The sequence below is a fragment of the Pseudoalteromonas sp. SG44-8 genome, assembly GCF_014164125.1.
Classification (GTDB): Bacteria; Pseudomonadota; Gammaproteobacteria; order Enterobacterales; family Alteromonadaceae; genus Pseudoalteromonas; species Pseudoalteromonas rhizosphaerae.
Map to the genome: position 1 here is coordinate 1 of NZ_JACJEQ010000040.1, position 18,312 is coordinate 18,312.

At 40.9% G+C, this 18,312-nt stretch carries 12 protein-coding genes; 10 read left to right on the forward strand and 2 right to left on the reverse strand.

Features of this window, described 5'->3' with window-relative positions; all coding sequences use genetic code 11:
- The first annotated feature begins 280 nt into the window (after positions 1-280).
- The 4 genes from H5163_RS19475 to H5163_RS19490 all read left to right on the forward strand — a co-directional run bounded on the left by H5163_RS19475 (position 281) and on the right by H5163_RS19490 (position 4,079).
- Entirely contained in the window at positions 281-661 is a 381-nt protein-coding gene (locus H5163_RS19475; protein WP_182735774.1) for a hypothetical protein, read from the forward strand.
- Positions 662-721: 60 nt separating this feature from the next.
- Entirely contained in the window at positions 722-1,066 is a 345-nt protein-coding gene (locus H5163_RS19480) for a hypothetical protein (RefSeq protein WP_182735775.1), read from the forward strand.
- Between the two features lie 98 nt (positions 1,067-1,164).
- Positions 1,165-2,142 (forward strand): S66 peptidase family protein, encoded by a 978-nt coding sequence (locus tag H5163_RS19485; RefSeq protein WP_220494608.1) that lies wholly within the window; start codon positions 1,165-1,167, stop codon positions 2,140-2,142.
- Between the two features lie 566 nt (positions 2,143-2,708).
- On the forward strand, positions 2,709-4,079 hold the full coding sequence (locus H5163_RS19490) for a serine hydrolase (protein WP_182735776.1): 1,371 nt from the start codon (positions 2,709-2,711) through the stop codon (positions 4,077-4,079).
- A gap of 252 nt (positions 4,080-4,331) precedes the next feature.
- Here H5163_RS19490 and H5163_RS19495 read toward each other — a convergent pair whose 3' ends face one another.
- Positions 4,332-5,747, reverse strand: a complete 1,416-nt coding sequence (locus H5163_RS19495; RefSeq protein ID WP_182735777.1) for an FAD-dependent oxidoreductase — start codon at positions 5,745-5,747, stop codon at positions 4,332-4,334.
- A 9-nt stretch (positions 5,748-5,756) separates the two neighbouring features.
- A complete protein-coding gene (gene gltB / locus H5163_RS19500; RefSeq protein WP_182735778.1) occupies positions 5,757-10,214 on the reverse strand; it encodes a glutamate synthase large subunit in 4,458 nt (1,485 codons plus the stop codon).
- Between the two features lie 791 nt (positions 10,215-11,005).
- Between gltB and H5163_RS19505 the strand changes: the two genes are divergently transcribed.
- From H5163_RS19505 to H5163_RS19530, 6 genes are all read left to right on the forward strand, one after another.
- Entirely contained in the window at positions 11,006-12,259 is a 1,254-nt protein-coding gene (locus H5163_RS19505) for an efflux RND transporter periplasmic adaptor subunit (protein WP_182735779.1), read from the forward strand.
- A 27-nt stretch (positions 12,260-12,286) separates the two neighbouring features.
- Positions 12,287-12,997 carry an ABC transporter ATP-binding protein gene (locus H5163_RS19510; protein WP_182731947.1) on the forward strand — a complete coding sequence of 237 codons (711 nt, stop codon included), beginning with the start codon at positions 12,287-12,289 and terminating at the stop codon, positions 12,995-12,997.
- A gap of 3 nt (positions 12,998-13,000) precedes the next feature.
- Complete coding sequence (locus tag H5163_RS19515) at positions 13,001-14,314, forward strand: ABC transporter permease (RefSeq protein ID WP_182735780.1); 1,314 nt, start codon at positions 13,001-13,003, stop codon at positions 14,312-14,314.
- Positions 14,315-14,325: 11 nt separating this feature from the next.
- Positions 14,326-15,534, forward strand: coding sequence for an ABC transporter permease (locus tag H5163_RS19520; protein ID WP_182719481.1), 1,209 nt, complete (start codon positions 14,326-14,328; stop codon positions 15,532-15,534).
- 83 nt (positions 15,535-15,617) lie between these two features.
- Positions 15,618-16,946, forward strand: a complete 1,329-nt coding sequence (locus H5163_RS19525) for a sigma-54 dependent transcriptional regulator (RefSeq protein ID WP_145242142.1) — start codon at positions 15,618-15,620, stop codon at positions 16,944-16,946.
- Positions 16,946-18,286, forward strand: a complete 1,341-nt coding sequence (locus H5163_RS19530) for a PAS domain-containing sensor histidine kinase (protein ID WP_145242144.1) — start codon at positions 16,946-16,948, stop codon at positions 18,284-18,286. The genes H5163_RS19525 and H5163_RS19530 overlap by 1 nt, the downstream gene beginning before the upstream one ends.
- Positions 18,287-18,312: the final 26 nt, after the last annotated feature.

Consider the following 18,312-nt stretch of genomic DNA (forward strand, 5'->3'; position numbering starts at 1 on the left):
TCCTCCAGACTATCTCTCGCGATTTAGCCCTTGCCATTCGCTAGTAGTTATCGTTTAATAACAGTATGTTATTTAAACGGTGATCTTCCTACAGAGGACTTTCACCTCATAAGTCAATGCCCATGCCGGGCGTACACAAAGTGTTGCAACCCGCGCACTGCGTGCGCTGGACAGTTTGTAAGTCGCAGTTTTGTGGTTTTGCTGCGCAAAAGTAATCCACAAAACCACGACTTACAAACTGCCGTTGAACACGGCGTTATATTTTTCTAGGAATTGAACATTGAGAGCTATCTTTGCATTGTGTTTTTTTAGTTGTTTTGCTAATTCAACAGCTTGCTTTCATACAGAAGCGCAAGCTGAAGAATGGAATAGAAAATACGGTAATCTTTTCAAGGTAGAAACTAAACTAAACAGCGGCGCATACGACGTAATTGCAGAGCTACCAAAAAGTATTGATGGTCAACTCTTTGATTCAGTCTCACTATTCGTAAGCAATCTTGAGCAACCAACCTTTTTCGCCGAATTAAACACATACGAAGATGATGGCGTTAGTAAAGTATGGTTCGTTACAGACCATAAAAACTCTCAGCAGCATTTTTTAAGTTTTAGCTACGGTACTGGGTGTGGCATGTATGTAACACTGGAGGTTGATTTTGAGTAAAAATATAACAAACACATTATATTCATTCGCTTCGCTCATTGGGACGCGTTATAACTCAAAATGAAATTTAGCCGCATATTTAAAGAAACTAAGCTCATTTGGGCTTCAAAAATTAACATTGCTGATGGCACATTAAGCGAAACTGGTGGTTACTTTCCCCAGCTAAGCTCAGAGTGGGACTTGGCTCAAGAAAGAGTTACTTCACTAAATGAGTTTAACGACTTAATGGTGTGGGCAATTTTTTGTGGGCTTCATAAGTTGGCTATTGAAACTTTGAAAGCAGGCGGCACTGAAATATATATTAAAAATATCAACAGTGGCTATGTAGAGTTCAAGTTTTCAGAAAGTTTAAAGAACTATGAAAAAAGGCTAAGAAATTCATACATCAACGATATTGAGTTATAACAAGTGACTATGGTTACGACTGTCCGCTGTTGGCACTTTTGCGAAGTTCGATCTATTTTGATGTACATGCTGTTTCAAGTATCCGGTAGGAGAACAAATTGATAATCCCCAATAAGCTAAAAGTGAATGATGAGGTTAGGATAATTGCGCCTTCTAGAAGTTTGTCAATTATTGATAAAAAGACGCGAGAAATAGCAAACACTAGGTTTGAAGAGCTTGGCCTCAAATTGTCATTTTCAAAGAATTGTGAGTCTATAGATGATTTTTCGTCTTCATCTATAGAAGAAAGAATTGAAGACTTACATGAAGCATTTTTAGATAAAAAAGTAAAAGCTATCTTTACTGTCATTGGGGGCGATAATGTAAATCAATTACTAAAATATATTGACTATAATATTGTTAAAAGAAATCCAAAAATTATATGTGGATACTCTGATACTACAGCTTTATCAAATGCATTATTCCACAAAACAGGGCTAGTAACATACTCTGGGCCTGCATATTCAACTTTGGGGATGCTTAAGGGGATTGATTTCTCAATAAATTATATTAAAAAGTGTTTATTCTCAAGTGATCCTTATGAAGTTATAAACTCCGAACAATGGAGTGATGATGCATGGTATTTAGATCAGGAAAAAAGAAACTTTTATAAAGATAATGGCATAGAAGTCTTAAATCATGGTGAAGCTGAGGGGAAAATAGTTGGAGGCAACCTTTGTACTTTAAATTTGCTTCAAGGAACTGAGTTTATGCCTGACTTAACGAATGCTGTATTGTTTCTTGAAGATGACGAGTTAACATCTCCTTCAAATTTTGACAGAGATCTGCAATCGTTAATTCATCAAAAAAATTTCGATAGCGTTAAAGGCATTGTCATTGGAAAATTTCAATTAAAGTCAGAAGTATCAGAGACCTTGCTTAAAAAAATTATACAATCCAAACAAGAGTTAGCATCAATTCCAGTGCTTTACAATTTAAACTTTGGACATACAACACCCCATATTTGCTTTCCTATTGGTGGATTTGTGAAAATAGATACGAAAAGTCGTAAGCAAATAATAATAGATAAACATTAGATATAGAAATTCTAGGGATTAGCTAAATTTTTTAATAAGTTAGTTCGTTGCTCATTTAATATTAAGGATAATAGGATCGGGTCTGTCTCTTTTGTATGAGTGACTCCTTATGGCACTCAGCTGATAGTCAACAGCGAGCTGATCTGGCCCCAATAAAGTAGACATTGAGTGGCTAGTTTATTTAACTCGTATCATCTAAGTAATATATAAGAAACTTTTCTAGTTTTTATATAAGCAACTTTTCTAGTTTTTATATAAAAACAAACTCCCCTTCTAATAATACTTATAATTAGCAATAACTTACCATTTTACTATTAATAGAAAATACTAAAATAAGAACGCTACCACGTTAAGATAAAAAATGACCTCTGATAAAGCTATTACATTCACTTGGCCATTATGAGCAAATATTACTTCATTAAAATATGAAATAAGTTATTGAATAATATTAGTGTGCTTTATTAAATTGCAAACAACTGTTATCTATGCGACAGTATTGATTACATCTGTAATCTTTGTGTATTTTTTATTTACAGGTTTGTTATATGATTAAGGGAACATAGTTTATGGGAAAAAATATATTTTTTTGTCTTTGTGTAGGAATGTATGGAATAAAAGCTGTTGCACAACAACACAACTTTACTGAATTAATGCAGTGCCATAACTCTTCAAAAGCCCCTGGCATGGTTGTTAGGTTAGAACAGTCAGGTAAACATATTTATAGTGGTGCGGTTGGTTTGGCAAATATTGACACTGAGAGACCTCTCAATGTAGATGATATATTTCAAATAGGTTCTGTAACGAAAACATTTACTGCTGCAGCAATCTTGAAACTATCGGAAGAAAAAAAACTATCGTTACAAGATACATTAGCGAAATTTATTCCTGATATTAACCCTGAATTTAGGTATTTAACGATTGATAGAATTTTAAGCCATACTTCTGGTCTACCAGATTACTTAGGGGACCCTTCAGTAAGTAAAATTTATGATAAATATGCTTCTATTGATCAAGTTATACAAAGTATAAGTAAACAACCTCTTAACTCAGAGCCTGGTAAAAAATATAGTTATTCAAACTTGGGTTACGTCTTTCTGGGAAAAGTCATTGAAATTGCTTCTGGTACTCCATATGACCTGTTCATGTCAAACACATTTTTTAAACCTCTGAAAATGGATAATACTTTTGTTATTACTAAAGGTACATCTGCTGGGGAAATAAACGGCTACACTACTAGTCGTAATGAGCCTAAAAAGTATATTAATCCGGAAGATTCAACTGAAAGGCGATGGAATGTTGATCGTAGTTGGATCTATTCTGCGGGCGCTATTGCTTCTACACTTGCTGATATGCACCTTTGGCAGAATGCATTAAAGTCAGGGCATATAATTTCAAAAGAAAGCTATAAACTAATGACCTCCAAGGCATTATTAAATAATAATGCGCATGTGAATTATGGATATGGCTTAGATATATACAAAATAAGTGGATTAGATAGCTTTAGCCACCAAGGTCAGGTTCCCGGATTTTTTGCTTGGCATGTCTATTTCCCAAATGAAGATTTAACCGCTACAGCGTTAACCAACATCGACACAAAACACCCTGGTCCCGCTTTATTAGACATGATAGCACTACAATTAAATTTATCCCCTAAGCCAGTAAATAGTCAAAAAGCAAAGGCTATAGCTGCATCTTTAGTTGGAAGTTATCGTTCTTCCGATTCGAAAATTTTAAAAATCTCGTTTGAAAAAGGTACACTTTACTCTCAATATGAAGGTGAGAATAAAATAAAAATCATACCCCGGGAAAACAACTCGTACTCTTATGAGTGTACTGAAAATTACTTTCAGCTTAGAGAAAACAATGGGAAACATGAAATCGTCCCAGTGTATTTATATCAAGGTGAGCAAGAAGCACTTGTTAAATTAGAATTATGAAAAATAGGCTAAGGTTATCAACGGCTGCTCATAGCACATTTAACAAAACCGATAATGCAAAGCCTTGATGCAGACTGATAGGCTATTTTTTCGTTGGGTTTAGTTATCCCCTCTACGTTGCTTAATTTAACACCGCGCAAACTTAAAGCTTATGGCTTAAATTTTACGACTTAGCGCTTAAAACTCTACTATCCAAGCCATAAAAAAAGCAAGCCAATCGGCTTGCTCTTTACTCTTTGACCCGTAAAAGTCTTACACTTTCAAGTAGTCCATGATCCCTTCGGCGGCGTTACGCCCTTCGAAGATTGCTGTGACTACTAAATCTGAGCCGCGCACTATATCGCCGCCAGCAAAGATTTTAGGGTTAGTTGTTTGATGGGTAAATTCACCTTGTTCTGGTGCGTTAATGCCGCCCCAGTGGTTTATTTCTACATCGTACTTTTCTAACCAATCCATTTTGTGTGGTTTGAAACCAAACGCCATGAGTACTTGGTCGGCTTCAATCACATGCTCAGAACCCGGGATCACTTCAGCTCTGCTTCGGCCTTTTTCATCTGGTTCACCCATTTGGGTTTTCACCATTTGTACGCCTGCAACATGGCCGTTGTCGTTTAGTACGATACCGGTTGGTTGCACGTTAAAAGTAAATTCAACGCCCTCTTCTTTGGCGTTTTTCACTTCACGTCTTGAACCTGGCATGTTTTCTTCATCACGACGATAAGCACAGATTACTTTTTCCGCACCTTGACGAATTGAAGTACGTACACAGTCCATCGCGGTATCACCACCACCAAGTACCACAACCTTTTGGTTAGCCATATCAAGATAAGCTTGGTTAGACTCATCATAGCCCATTACGCGGTTGGTATTACCAATTAAGAACGGTAATGCATCATGTACACCTGGTGCATCTTCGTTTTCAAGGCCAGCACGCATGCTTTGATAAGTCCCCACTCCCAAAAATACTGCGTCGTATTCGGCCAATATTTCATCCATAGTGATATCAACACCGACTTCAGTGTTAAGTTTAAACTCAACCCCCATTTCGGTGAAAATTTCACGACGTTTTTGCATGACTTGTTTTTCAAGTTTGAACGATGGAATACCAAAAGTAAGCAAGCCACCAATTTCTGGATGACGGTCAAATACCACTGGTTTTACACCATTACGCACTAGAATATCAGCGCAACCTAGGCCTGCAGGGCCAGCACCGATGATAGCTACTTTTTTATCGGTCCATACCACGTACGACATATCAGGCTTCCAGCCCATTTTAAATGCAGTATCAGTAATATATTTTTCAATATTACCGATTGTTACTGCACCAAACTCTTCGTCTAATGTACATGAACCTTCACACAAACGATCTTGCGGGCACACCCGGCCACACACTTCTGGTAAACTATTTGTGCGGTGTGATAGCTCCGCAGCTTCAAGAATACGGCCAGTACGAATTAACTTTAACCACTGTGGGATATAGTTATGCACTGGGCATTTCCATTCACAATACGGGTTACCACAATCTAGGCAGCGGTCCGCTTGTGAGTTTACTTGCTTCTCTGAAAAGGGTTCGTAAATTTCAACAAATGATTTTTTACGTGACGAAATTGGCTTTTTGCGGGGATCAACCCGCTGCACGTCTATAAATTGATATACATTCTCGCTCATACTACCCCCTTACTGTGCTTGAACACGAAGTTCAGCACTACTACGAGCGCGATGCCCGAGTAAACTTTTCACATCACTTGATTTTGGCTTAACTAGTTTGAATTTTGGTAAATACGTTTCAAAACTGGCTAAAATAGTTTCTGCACGGCTTGAGCCTGTTAGTTCTAAATGCTCAGCAATTAGACCACGCAAATGCTCTTGGTGTGACGCTAGCTCATCTAACAGCACCACTTCGACTAGCTCTGGATTAATGCGTTTTTCAAAGTCATTACGCTCATCCAAAATATAGGCAAAGCCACCGGTCATACCTGCACCAAAGTTCACGCCTACATTGCCCAACACGCAAACTACGCCACCGGTCATGTACTCACAGCCATTATCACCTACGCCTTCAACAACCGCTTGCACGCCTGAGTTACGAACCGCAAAACGCTCTCCCGCACAACCTGCAGCAAACAGCTTGCCACCCGTTGCACCATATAAACAGGTATTACCTGCGATGGTCGCTTTGTGACTTTCAAATGACGAACCCAGTGGTGGGCGAATAACCAGCTTACCGCCCGCCATGCCTTTGCCTACGTAATCGTTAGCATCGCCGACTAAGGTCATTTCTAGGCCACCAGCATTCCATACACCAAATGATTGACCAGCGGTTCCGTGTAACTCAATCGAGACAGGATCAGCTGCCATGCCTTGATTGCCATGCTTATCGGCTATATAACCCGATAACATCGCGCCCACTGAACGGTCAGTGTTACAAATACGGCTGACCAGTGAAATACCGCTGCTCTCATCAATTGCTTGTTGAGCTTTAGCAAGTAAGGTTTCATTCAACTTACCTAAATAATGTGACGTATTAGGTGCGCTGCAGTATAAGGTTTCACCAGTTGGGTTATTCGGCTGTGCAATCACTGACGATAAGTCAATTTTTTGCTGCTTTGCCGTTTTACCTTCAATCGCTTCGAGTAAATCAAGACGACCGATTAAGTCTGTTAGTTTGGCAACCCCTAGGCTTGCCATAATTTCACGGGCTTCTTGAGCAATAAACTTAAAGTAGTTCATCGCCATTTCTGGTAGGCCATGGAAATGTTTTTGACGCAATGTTTCGTCTTGCGTTGCTACACCGGTTGCACAGTTATTTAGGTGGCAAATACGCAGATACTTACAACCAAGCGCAACCATAGGACCCGTACCAAAACCAAAGCTCTCTGCACCTAAAATAGCTGCTTTGATGATATCAAGGCCGGTTTTTAAACCACCATCAGTTTGCAAACGAATACGATGACGTAAACCGTTTTCAACCAGCGCTTGTTGTGTTTCAGCAAGACCAAGCTCCCACGGGCTACCCGCATATTTAACCGACGTTAGCGGGCTTGCGCCAGTACCGCCGTCATAGCCTGAAATAGTAATTAAATCAGCATATGCTTTAGCAACACCAGTGGCGATTGTGCCCACACCTGGCTCTGATACTAGTTTTACTGAGATCAACGCTTTAGGGTTTACTTGTTTTAAATCGAAAATAAGCTGAGCTAAATCTTCAATCGAATAAATATCGTGATGCGGTGGTGGCGAAATTAAGGTCACCCCCGGTACCGAGTAACGAAGCTTAGCAATATACGGGGTTACTTTTTCGCCCGGCAATTGCCCGCCTTCACCTGGTTTTGCACCTTGCGCTACTTTAATTTGAATAACGTCAGCACTGCGTAAATAATGCGGTGTTACCCCAAAACGACCTGACGCAACTTGCTTGATACGAGAGTTTTTCTCGGTACCATAGCGTAGTTTGTCTTCGCCGCCTTCACCTGAATTTGAACAGCCACCTAAGCGGTTCATCGCAATTGCAAGCGCTTCATGCGCCTCTGGCGATAATGCACCGATACTCATTGCCGCCGAGTCAAAACGCTTATATAGCTCAGTTGCTGGCTCAACATCATCAATACTGATCCCCTCTGCTGGCAGTTTCAGTGCAAGCATGTCACGTAATGTGGCAATTGGGCGCTTATTAACAAGATCTGCGTATACGCTGTAATCAGAATATTCGCCTGAGCGCACCGCTTTTTGTAGCGTTTGAATAACATCTGGGTTGTACGCGTGATACTCGCCGTCATGCACATACTTTAATAAGCCGCCATGGCTGAGTAATTTACGTTTACTGAATGCCAAAGTATGTAACTTGCGTTGGTCATCATCAAAATCAGTAAAACACGCGCCTTTAATGCGACTTGCCACACCATTAAAACAGGTATCAACAATTGCATCCGACAAACCAACTGCTTCAAACAACATTGAACAACGATACGATGCCACGGTACTAATGCCCATTTTTGACATGATCTTGTACAAGCCTTTGTTGATTGCATTACGATAAGCAAGCGTAACTTGGCAATAGCTCTTGTTGATCACTTTAGAGTCGCTCATCGCAACCAGTGATTCATATGCTAAGTACGGGTAAATTGCCGTTGCACCAAAACCAATTAATACCGCAAATTGATGCGCGTCACGGACACTACCTGTTTCAATGATGATATTTGATTCACAACGTAAATTGTTATCAACTAAACGCTTTTGTACCGCTCCAACAGCCATAGCGGCAGGAATTGGTAATTTATTCTCATCAAAATTACGGTCACTCAAAAACAACATGACACAGCCACCAGCTGCTTTTTCTTGCGCTTCGTCACAAATACGGATTACTGCATCACCAAGGCCTTCTTCTTTGCTGTAGGTGATATCGATTTTGCAATAGCTGTAATGAGCCTGATCAGCGCTCAATAATTGTTGCATGTCTGCATACATTAGAATTGGAGTATCAAACTGTAGACGCTTAGCGTGGCCGGTGGTCTCGTTAAACACGTTTTGCTCACTACCGATACAGGTCGCCAGCGACATTACATGGTTTTCACGCAGTGGATCGATTGGCGGGTTAGTTACTTGCGCAAACTTTTGACGGAAGTAATCAAACAATGAACGGTTACCTTCAGAAAGCACTGCAAATGGCGTGTCATCCCCCATAGAACCGGTTGCTTCTTGACCAATTTCACCCATTACGCGAATAACGCTATCAAGTTCTTCATTGGTGTAACCAAACATTTTTTGATATTTCAGTAATGTTTCATCATCAAATGAACGGTTGCCCGCATCTTGCTCTGATAGCTGCTCAAACGGCGTTAAGCGCTTAACATTGGCCTCAAGCCATGCTTTATATGGGTGGCGAGATTTAAGGTCGCGATCAATTTCGTCTGAGTGCCAAATTTTACCTAACTGAGTATCAATAACTAACAGCTCACCAGGGCCAACGCGGCCTTTCTCAACCACTTCATCCGCAGTGTAATCCCAAATACCCACTTCAGAAGCTAGGGTAATAAAGCCATCCTGAGTGATCACATAACGTGCAGGACGCAGACCATTACGGTCCAAGTTACACGCAGCAAAACGCCCATCAGACATCACAATACCAGCTGGGCCATCCCATGGTTCCATGTGCATAGAGTTAAAGTCGTAAAATGCACGTAAGTCATCATCCATCGCACGGTTTTTCTGCCATGCAGGTGGTACTAGCATTCGCATAGCACGAAATAAATCCATGCCACCAGCTAAAAACAACTCAAGCATATTATCTAGGCTTGATGAATCTGAGCCGGTTTCATTGACAAATGGTGCTGCTGATTGCAAATCTGGAATAAGCGGCGATGCAAACTTATATGAACGAGCACGAGCCCACTGGCGGTTACCTTGTATGGTGTTGATTTCACCGTTATGCGCTAAATAGCGGAACGGCTGAGCCAAAGGCCAACGCGGTTGTGTATTAGTTGAAAAACGTTGGTGAAATACACAAATTGCGCTGGTCATGCGGATATCGGCTAAATCTAAATAGAAGTTAGGCAAATCCACCGGCATCATTAAGCCTTTGTAGATAGTTACTAACCCTGACAAGCTGGCAATGTAAAAGCCTTCATCTTCGCTTAAACGCTTTTCAGCACGACGGCGCGCAACGTATAAACGACGCTCTAAATCTTTTGGGCGCCAGCCTTCTGGTGCATTAACAAAAATCTGTTCAAATTTAGGTAACTGCTTTATTGCAATTGGCCCTAAACATGATTCATCTGTTGGCACAATTCGCCAACCTTGAATATTGAGGGTTTCTTTTTCGAGTTCTTCACTCAATATATCTTTTGCAGCTTGCGCAAGTACTGGATCTGAGTTTAGGAAAATCATGCCAACGGCATAATTTTTACCCAAGTGCCAATTTTTTTCAGCGGCAATAGCACGAAAAAAGCTATCTGGCTTTTGTAATAATAAGCCACAGCCATCGCCTGTTTTACCATCGGCAGAAATACCACCACGGTGTTCCATACGGTCTAAGCCAGTGATCGCTGTTCGAATTAAACGATGACTTGCCTGACCATTAACTTGGGCTATTAAGCCAAAGCCACAATTATCTTTTTCTAATTTTGAGTCGTATAACATAGACCCCTCCCCTTGCTACAACAGCTAGCTATGAATGACCTTCTCGACGGTTTGCTAGCAGACAGTCAAAACTATCGCCAATTGTACATTGAGTCAATAGCGCTTTGAATACATATTCACATTCTTGAATATTTCTCACCACAACACAATCTTTTTATTTCATGCCTATTTTTAACATTTAGCGATATTTTACCCGTTATTTTTTTATGACACTGGTGTCATATTTAACAAGTTGTAAAATAACCGCTCTACAAACCTGCAGTTTACGTTAACGTAAACCAGAGTAAAAATGAATAAATATTCACTGAGTTATGTAGCGAAAATAAATGCTTTCTTTTTTATTGAATCTCTTTGCTGTCGTTCAAGGTCGATACCACAGTGCACATTAGAGTAAATACTCTTTCCAGTGTCTTTTTATGGGTAAATTTAAAGCCACTAATTAATGCATAATTATCATCACAACAGTCACATTTTGCATAATTTACGCTAGTTAGTAAGTTTTTAGCTTGCTCACCCTGTTGACGCCTGCGGCAGCTTCTTAGCCGCCATAGTAAAGTGTCCGCAGCGGACACAATTTATGTCCGCGGACACCAAATAATTTAAAAATAAATAATTATTTCATTAAAATCATGACATTAAATAGTGGCATGATATTCGAATAAACATTAAAAGATAATTACAGGACACAACTTATGTTTATTCTCAGTTTATTTTTAGTTTCACCAATCACTGTCTTAGTAGTGAGCTTGATGATCACTTACTGCGAGAATAGACATAGCTAAGGATCACTCATGATAAAAGATACCAGCGGACAAGATGTAAGTATTACGCAAAGACGTAGTTACAAAAAACCATTAATAGTACTGGCGCTATCACTTGCTGTACTTGCTTTATGTGCACAAGCATTTATGGGTAACAATCAAGGCAGTATTTCTGTTGAGCGGGCTTCTTTACAGATTGCTACCGTTAATATTAGTCGTTTAGTACGTGATGTAGCCGCCAGCGGTAAAATTGTTGCTGCAAATGCTCCCAAGGTTTATAGCCCAGAACGTGGCTATGTGGATTTACAAGTTAAAGCCGGTGATAAAGTAAATAAAGATGACATTATTGCTTTAGTCGATAGCCCAGAACTCAATAATGAACTAAAACAGCAACAATCGGTGTTAGCCCGCCTTGATGGTGAATTACAACGTAAGCACTTAGAAGCACGCCGACAAAAGTTAAGCTTAACCAAAACGCTTGATCTCGCCCAAGTAGAGCTCAATGCAGCAGACAGGGAAAATCGCCGTGCTAAGCTTTCTATCGAAAAAAACTTGATCAGCCAAATTGATTTAGAAAAAGCAGTTGATGATCTTGCCCGTGCCAAGCTTTCTTACAAACACGCTCAACAAGAAGTTGAACTTGCTAAAGATACACTCGCATTTGAACTCAAAGCTGCAGAGCGCGATCTCGCTCGCCAACAACTGATCGTTGATGATTTAAATCGCCAAGTCAGAAACTTAACTATTAAAGCCAGCGTCACCGGCATTGTTGGTAACCTGCTTGTACAACAAAAAGAAGCCGTTACCCAAAGTCAGCCGTTAATGACGCTGGTTGATTTAAGTAATTTTGAAGCACAACTGCAAGTACCTGAAAGTTACGCCAACGAACTCGGTTTAGGAATGGAAGTTGAGCTCACACTCGGGGCAAAAAAAGTGACTGGTGTGTTGTCGGCAATTTCGCCGGAAGTTAACAATCGTGAAGTAACTACTCGAGTACGCTTTGACGAAGAGCTAAAAGGCATTCGCCAAAACCAGCGATTAACAGCGCGCATTTTATTAGAAAATCGTGATGACGTTCTACAAATCAAACGCGGTGCGTTTATGCAGCAAGGTGGTACGCAGGTTTACAAAGTTATCGGCGACACCGCACAACTGGTAAATATCACAACCGGGGCAAGCAGCATCAACGCAATAGAATTGCTACAAGGTGTTAACTCAGGCGATCAGCTGATCATCTCCAGTTACGATAACTTTAAACAAGCGCCAACATTATTACTGAGATAAGAACAAACATATTACAAGGATCAACTCATGCTTAAAATGAACAATATTAGCAAACTGTATCAAACAGAAATGGTGCAAACCCATGCACTACGCGACTTTAATTTGCACGTAGATGAAGGTGAGTTTATTGCAGTAACTGGCCCTAGTGGCTCCGGGAAAACCACCTTTTTAAATATCGCAGGCATGTTAGAACCTTTTAGCAGTGGTGAATATCTGCTCGATGGTATTGATGTTGGCAAACTGAACGACAATCAACGGGCGGATTGTCGCAATCAAAAAATTGGTTTTATTTTCCAAGGCTTCAACCTGATCCCTGATTTAAATTTATATGAAAACATTGAAGTGCCACTGCGCTACCGAGGTATTAAAGCAAGCGAGCGTAAACGTCGTATTGAACAGTGCTTAGAACAAGTAGGCCTAGCTTCACGCGCTAAACATTTACCGCAGCAGTTATCAGGTGGTCAACAGCAACGGGTAGCGATTGCCCGCGCCCTTGCCGGTGAGCCGCGCTTTTTATTAGCCGATGAACCAACAGGTAACCTAGACAGCTTAATGGCACGTCAAGTGATGGAGTTGCTGGAGCAAATTAACCGTGACGGCGCGACCATCATTATGGTGACTCATGACCCAGAACTTGCCCGCAGAGCACCTCGTAATATTCAAGTGGTCGATGGTCAACTTGCCGACTTTACCTTGTATCAAGGCGCGCAAAACCTAAAAAATGTGGCTGGAGTGTAACTTATGCTATTACATTACCTCGATTTAAGTTGGCGTAGTTTTAAGCGCACACCACTGGTAAGCATGTTAATGGTGCTAGCCATTGCTATTGGGATTGGTGTAACCATGACCAGTTTAAGCGTTTATCATATGATGTCGGCGGATCCTATTCCCGAAAAAAGCAATCAACTTTATACTGTGCAATTACAAACCATGGATGAAGGCCATACGTGGTGGACCGAGGATAACCTTCCTATGCAACTGACTTATCAAGATGCAGTCAATTTGCAGAATGCGCCTGTTCCTGAAAAAAAGGTCGCGATGATGCGCACTGGATTCTCAGTGTATCTAGACTCAGACAAAGTAAAGCCGTTTACCAGTAATGCACGGATGACTACGCCTGATTTTTTTAATATGTTTAATGTATCGTTTATTTACGGCGGTGAATGGAGTGAACAACAAGAGCAATCTGCCGCCCCTGTGGTGGTGATTTCAAAAGAACTCAACGATAAACTGTTTGCAGGAAACAACTCAATTGGCCAATTGATCTACTTAGATGATTACAGCTACGAAGTTGTTGGTGTGATCGCTGACTGGTCACTTAACCTTAAGTATTATGATTTAAATAATGGTGCATTTAATGAACCTGAAGAATTATTTTTACCATTTAGCTTAGTCAAAACCAAAGAGCTAACTAGTTGGGGCAACAGCAACGGTTGGAAACATGAGAATATCAATAGCTACGCCGATAGAATGCAATCGGAAATAGTTTGGATCCAATTTTGGGCGCAACTAGATAACGCGGAGCAAAAAGCAAACTACGAAAATTATCTTAATTCTTACATTCAAGAGCAAAAAAAGCGCGGCCGCTTTGCCCGAGAAAAACCCGAATATAAGCTACGTGATGTTAACCAATGGATGCAATACAACAATGTCGTTAGTGAAGACAATAAAATATTGGTCGGCTTAAGTTTTATGTTTTTAGCAGTGTGTTTAGCCAATATTCTTGGTTTATTGCTAGCTAAGTTTTTGCGTCGGGCACCGGAGGTAGGTGTGCGCCGAGCACTAGGCGCCAGTAAACGACAAGTGTTTTTACAACACCTTGTTGAAGTGGCTATGCTTGGATGTTTTGGCGGCCTAGTCGGTATCGTACTTGCGCAATTAGGTTTGTGGGCTGTTCGTCAAAGCTATGATTACTATTCATCAATCGCCACAATGGATATCACTATGTTACTCAGTGCACCTGTTATCGCTATTACAACCTGCATAGTAGCCGGGCTTTATCCTGCATGGCTAGTTTGCCGTACTAACCCTGCTATTTATCTTAAAAGCCAATAAGGAGCACACTAATGTTAGAGATCAAACCTATATTTCATGCTCTTTGCCGCTCAAAAGTCGGGGCAATATTACTCTTAATTCAAATTGCCATAACCACCGCAATCGTTAGTAATGCGGCATTTATTATCCAAGATAGAGTCGCTTTTTTAAATCAAGACACTGGCTATCCTGAACACGATATTTTTAAATTCAATGTGATGACCTTTGGTAAAGATATCGATATAAGTCAACAGTTTGAATTAGACGAAGCGATGTTAAGAGCACTACCTGGGGTTGTAAATGCAGCGCAAAGCAGCAGTATTCCCCTATCCGGTAGTGGCAGTGCATCAAGCTTTAATTTGAAACCGGCTCCTCAAGAAAGTAAAAGTATCCGTAGTTCTTATATTTTCATTGATGAGCATGGTTTAGACACTTATGGTGTAAAACTAATTGCAGGGCGCAACTTTACAGAGGATGAAGTAACAATCACTAATTCACCTACTGAGAGAACTACCAATGTTACTGTTGTCACGCAAGCTTTACTCGATGAACTTTTTCCTGAAGGTGATGGCCTCGGCAAAACAATTTATTTTGGCGATTTGCCTTTAACGATTATCGGTGTGGCAGATCATATGAAGAGCCCTTGGCTTAAAGATAGTCACCCAAATAATGTTGCGCTGATCCCTTATATTCAAGGCAAAACTTACGCACAATTTGCAGTCAGAACCAAGCCCGGTCAACGTGCAGCTGTAATGAAGCAAATCGAAACCGCGATGCTAAATAATTACAATAAACGGGTAATCAACAATATCAATGGCTTAGATCAACTTAAAGACGAATATGTTGCAGCAGACAAATTGATGATGCGTATGCTGATTGTGCTCATCACGATATTAGTACTGGTAACTGCATTGGGGATTTTTGGCTTAACCTTATTTAATATCAGCAAACGCACCAAGCAAATAGGCACTCGCCGTGCATTAGGAGCCAGAAAATCAGCCATTATTAACTACTTTTTAGTTGAAAATGCGATGATCTGCTGCGTGGGGTTGCTCCTTGGCATTATTGCGGCGCTGTTACTTGGTCAATTATTAATGCAGCACTTTTCAATTGCCGCACTGCCGCCGAGCTATATCGCAGGCACTGCCATTATGGTGTTTGTTATGAGCTTACTTGCCGTGTTTGGCCCTGCAAAACGTGCCGCCAACATATCACCGAGTATCGCCACGCGAACAATATAAAGCAGCTCCCAACCTATGCTACACTGGTTTAATACCGTGTAGCATTTTGAAATAAAGATAACAAAAACAGCGATTAAATTCACATGGAAAAAATACTTATTGTCGATGACAACCCTGCCATATTAGAAGCCTTGTCATTACTGTTAGAAATTCATGACTATCAGGTTGTGACTGCAAAAACGCAGCTTGAAGCCTTACAAATAGTGCAATACCAACGTATCGCGCTGGTTATTCAAGATATGAATTTTAGTAATGACACCACCTCTGGCGAAGAAGGTAAAGCGTTGTTTTATCAACTAAGAGCTCTCAACCCGCACTTACCGATTATTTTGATCACCGCGTGGACTGAACTGGCCAGCGCCATAGAGCTAGTCAAAGCCGGTGCCGCTGATTACTTACCTAAACCATGGGACGATAGCAAGCTCCTCACCTGTGTTAATAACTTAATCGAACTTGGCCAAGCAAAACAACAAAATGTAATGTATGCGCGCCACCAGCAAGAGCGAACATCAAGTTTAGCCGATGCCAACCTAGTTGGTTTAGTGTATCAAAGTACCGCCATGGAAAAAATTCTCAATATGGCAATACAAGTCGCTAAGTCAGATGTCTCTGTGCTAATAACAGGTGCAAATGGCAGTGGTAAAGAACGCATTGCACAAATTATTCAAGCCAATTCTCACTTAAACCATGCCCCGTTTTTGACCATCAATGCCGGAGCCCTGCCCCATGATTTAATTGAAGCCGAATTATTTGGCGCTGAAGCGGGTGCTTATACTGGCATCACCAAACAGCGAATTGGTCGCTTTGAGGCCGCTGATGGTGGTACGCTGTTTTTAGATGAAATTGGTAACCTGCCATTATCAGGACAAATGAAACTACTGCGCGTGTTACAAACTGGTGAGTTTGAACGACTCGGTTCAACAAAAACACAAAAAGTAAATGTTCGGGTTATTTCAGCTACCAATGAAGATTTAAAAGCGGCCATTCATGCAGGTCGATTTAGAGAAGACTTATATTATCGCCTCAACGTGATTGAGCTAAATTTACCCAGTTTAGCGCAAAGACCAGATGACATTTTAGCGCTTGCTAAACACTTCTTAGGCGAGCGCGAATTATCGCTTACAACAGAGCAAGGATTACTCGCGCACAATTGGCCCGGCAACGTTCGTGAGCTAGAAAATGCCTGTAAACGCGCAGCCGTACTCAAACCTAATGGCGACATTACCCTCGATGATTTTGCTCTACAATCGCAACCGCTGCACACTAACTTTGCTAAACAAGAACCCAGTAGAGTAGAACTAGAACAAGCTATGCGTCAGCACCAAGGAGTGATCGCAAAAGTTGCCAGACAGTTTGGTTTAAGTCGTCAAGCACTGTACCGCCGTTTGCAGAAATTTGAGATTGATTACTAATGGAAAAAAATAAACCTGCACTGTCTCTCACTCGTAAAATAGTGCTGATATGTAACATCTCTGCACTTATTCCTGTTTGGCTCATCTGCTGGTTAACCCATTTAAGCTGGCCTTCACTATTAATAACAACGCTGCTCACATCGCTGCTGGCAAGTTATTTATCTTTTCGGCTCAGCGGCACTCTGGTGCAAGGCATACACTCACTTGAAACTGGTTTGCTTAATTTTAAAGACGGTGAATTAGCCACCTTACTAGCTTATAACGGCAACGATGAATTAGGCCGCTTGTGTCAATTGTATAATCAAACTGCAAAGCAATTACGCCAAGAGAAACAATGGATCTATCAGCGCGAGCTGATGCTTGATAAAGTGCTACAAAGCTCTCCCCAAGCCGTTATTTTAAAAAATGATAAAGGCTTTATTGTTTATAGTAACTACAGTGCCCGAGACCTTTTTAATGCCAAAACAGCGCTTGAAGGGAGTCAGTTTGCACACCTGCTTGAAAATGCTCATCCACAGTTAAACAATGCTTTAACGCGCGGTAGTGATGGTTTATTTACGCTAGATACTGAAGACCAAGAATCTCAAGCGTGGCATTTATCAACCGGTAAGTTATTACTTAACAATCAATACCATTACTTATATGTCTTTAAACAACTCACCCGCGAACTTAGCCGTCAAGAAGTCGAGGTGTGGAAAAAGGTCATTCGGATCATCAGTCACGAACTTAATAACTCTCTGGGTCCCATGTCGTCAATGCTGCACAGCGGCCAGTTACTCAGTGAAAAAGTAGACGAACCCAGACTTAGCCGCGTGTTTGCTACCATTTCTGAACGCATCAAACATTTAAACGACTTTGTACAAGGCTATGGCAAATTTGCCAAACTGCCCACTCCTCAGCCAAGCGCAATTAATTGGCAAGTGTTGCTCACACAACTGCAAAATCAATGGTGTTTTATGCTCGATATAAGTAACGACGTGCATACACTGGCTGATCCGACTCAAGTCGAGCAGCTACTGATCAACTTAATAAAAAATGCTCACGAATCAGGCTCTGCAAGCGAACATATAAGTGTCACTGTTACACAGAATATTAAAGGCACACATATCAGTGTAAACGACCAAGGTAAAGGTATGAGTGAGCAAGTGATGGCCAATGCATTAATCCCATTTTATTCAACTAAAGTCGCTGGTAGTGGTTTGGGGTTAGCATTGTGCCGTGAAATAGTCGAAGCGCATCATGGTCAAATTAGCTTACACAATCGTAAGCACGGTGGGCTTAGTGTTCATGTCATTCTGCCCCACGGTCCTAACAAACAATCACAAAAAAGCCGCAATTAAGCGGCTTTTTGTTGATTTGCTGATAA

Coding starts and splice junctions, on each gene's coding strand:
- H5163_RS19480 (WP_182735775.1), top strand. CDS start 722: ATGAAATTTAGCCGCATATTTAAAGAAACTAAGCTCATTTGGGCTTCA.
- H5163_RS19490 (WP_182735776.1), top strand. CDS start 2,709: ATGGGAAAAAATATATTTTTTTGTCTTTGTGTAGGAATGTATGGAATA.
- H5163_RS19495 (WP_182735777.1), bottom strand. CDS start 5,747: ATGAGCGAGAATGTATATCAATTTATAGACGTGCAGCGGGTTGATCCC.
- gltB (WP_182735778.1), bottom strand. CDS start 10,214: ATGTTATACGACTCAAAATTAGAAAAAGATAATTGTGGCTTTGGCTTA.
- H5163_RS19505 (WP_182735779.1), top strand. CDS start 11,006: ATGATAAAAGATACCAGCGGACAAGATGTAAGTATTACGCAAAGACGT.
- H5163_RS19510 (WP_182731947.1), top strand. CDS start 12,287: ATGCTTAAAATGAACAATATTAGCAAACTGTATCAAACAGAAATGGTG.
- H5163_RS19515 (WP_182735780.1), top strand. CDS start 13,001: ATGCTATTACATTACCTCGATTTAAGTTGGCGTAGTTTTAAGCGCACA.
- H5163_RS19520 (WP_182719481.1), top strand. CDS start 14,326: ATGTTAGAGATCAAACCTATATTTCATGCTCTTTGCCGCTCAAAAGTC.
- H5163_RS19525 (WP_145242142.1), top strand. CDS start 15,618: ATGGAAAAAATACTTATTGTCGATGACAACCCTGCCATATTAGAAGCC.
- H5163_RS19530 (WP_145242144.1), top strand. CDS start 16,946: ATGGAAAAAAATAAACCTGCACTGTCTCTCACTCGTAAAATAGTGCTG.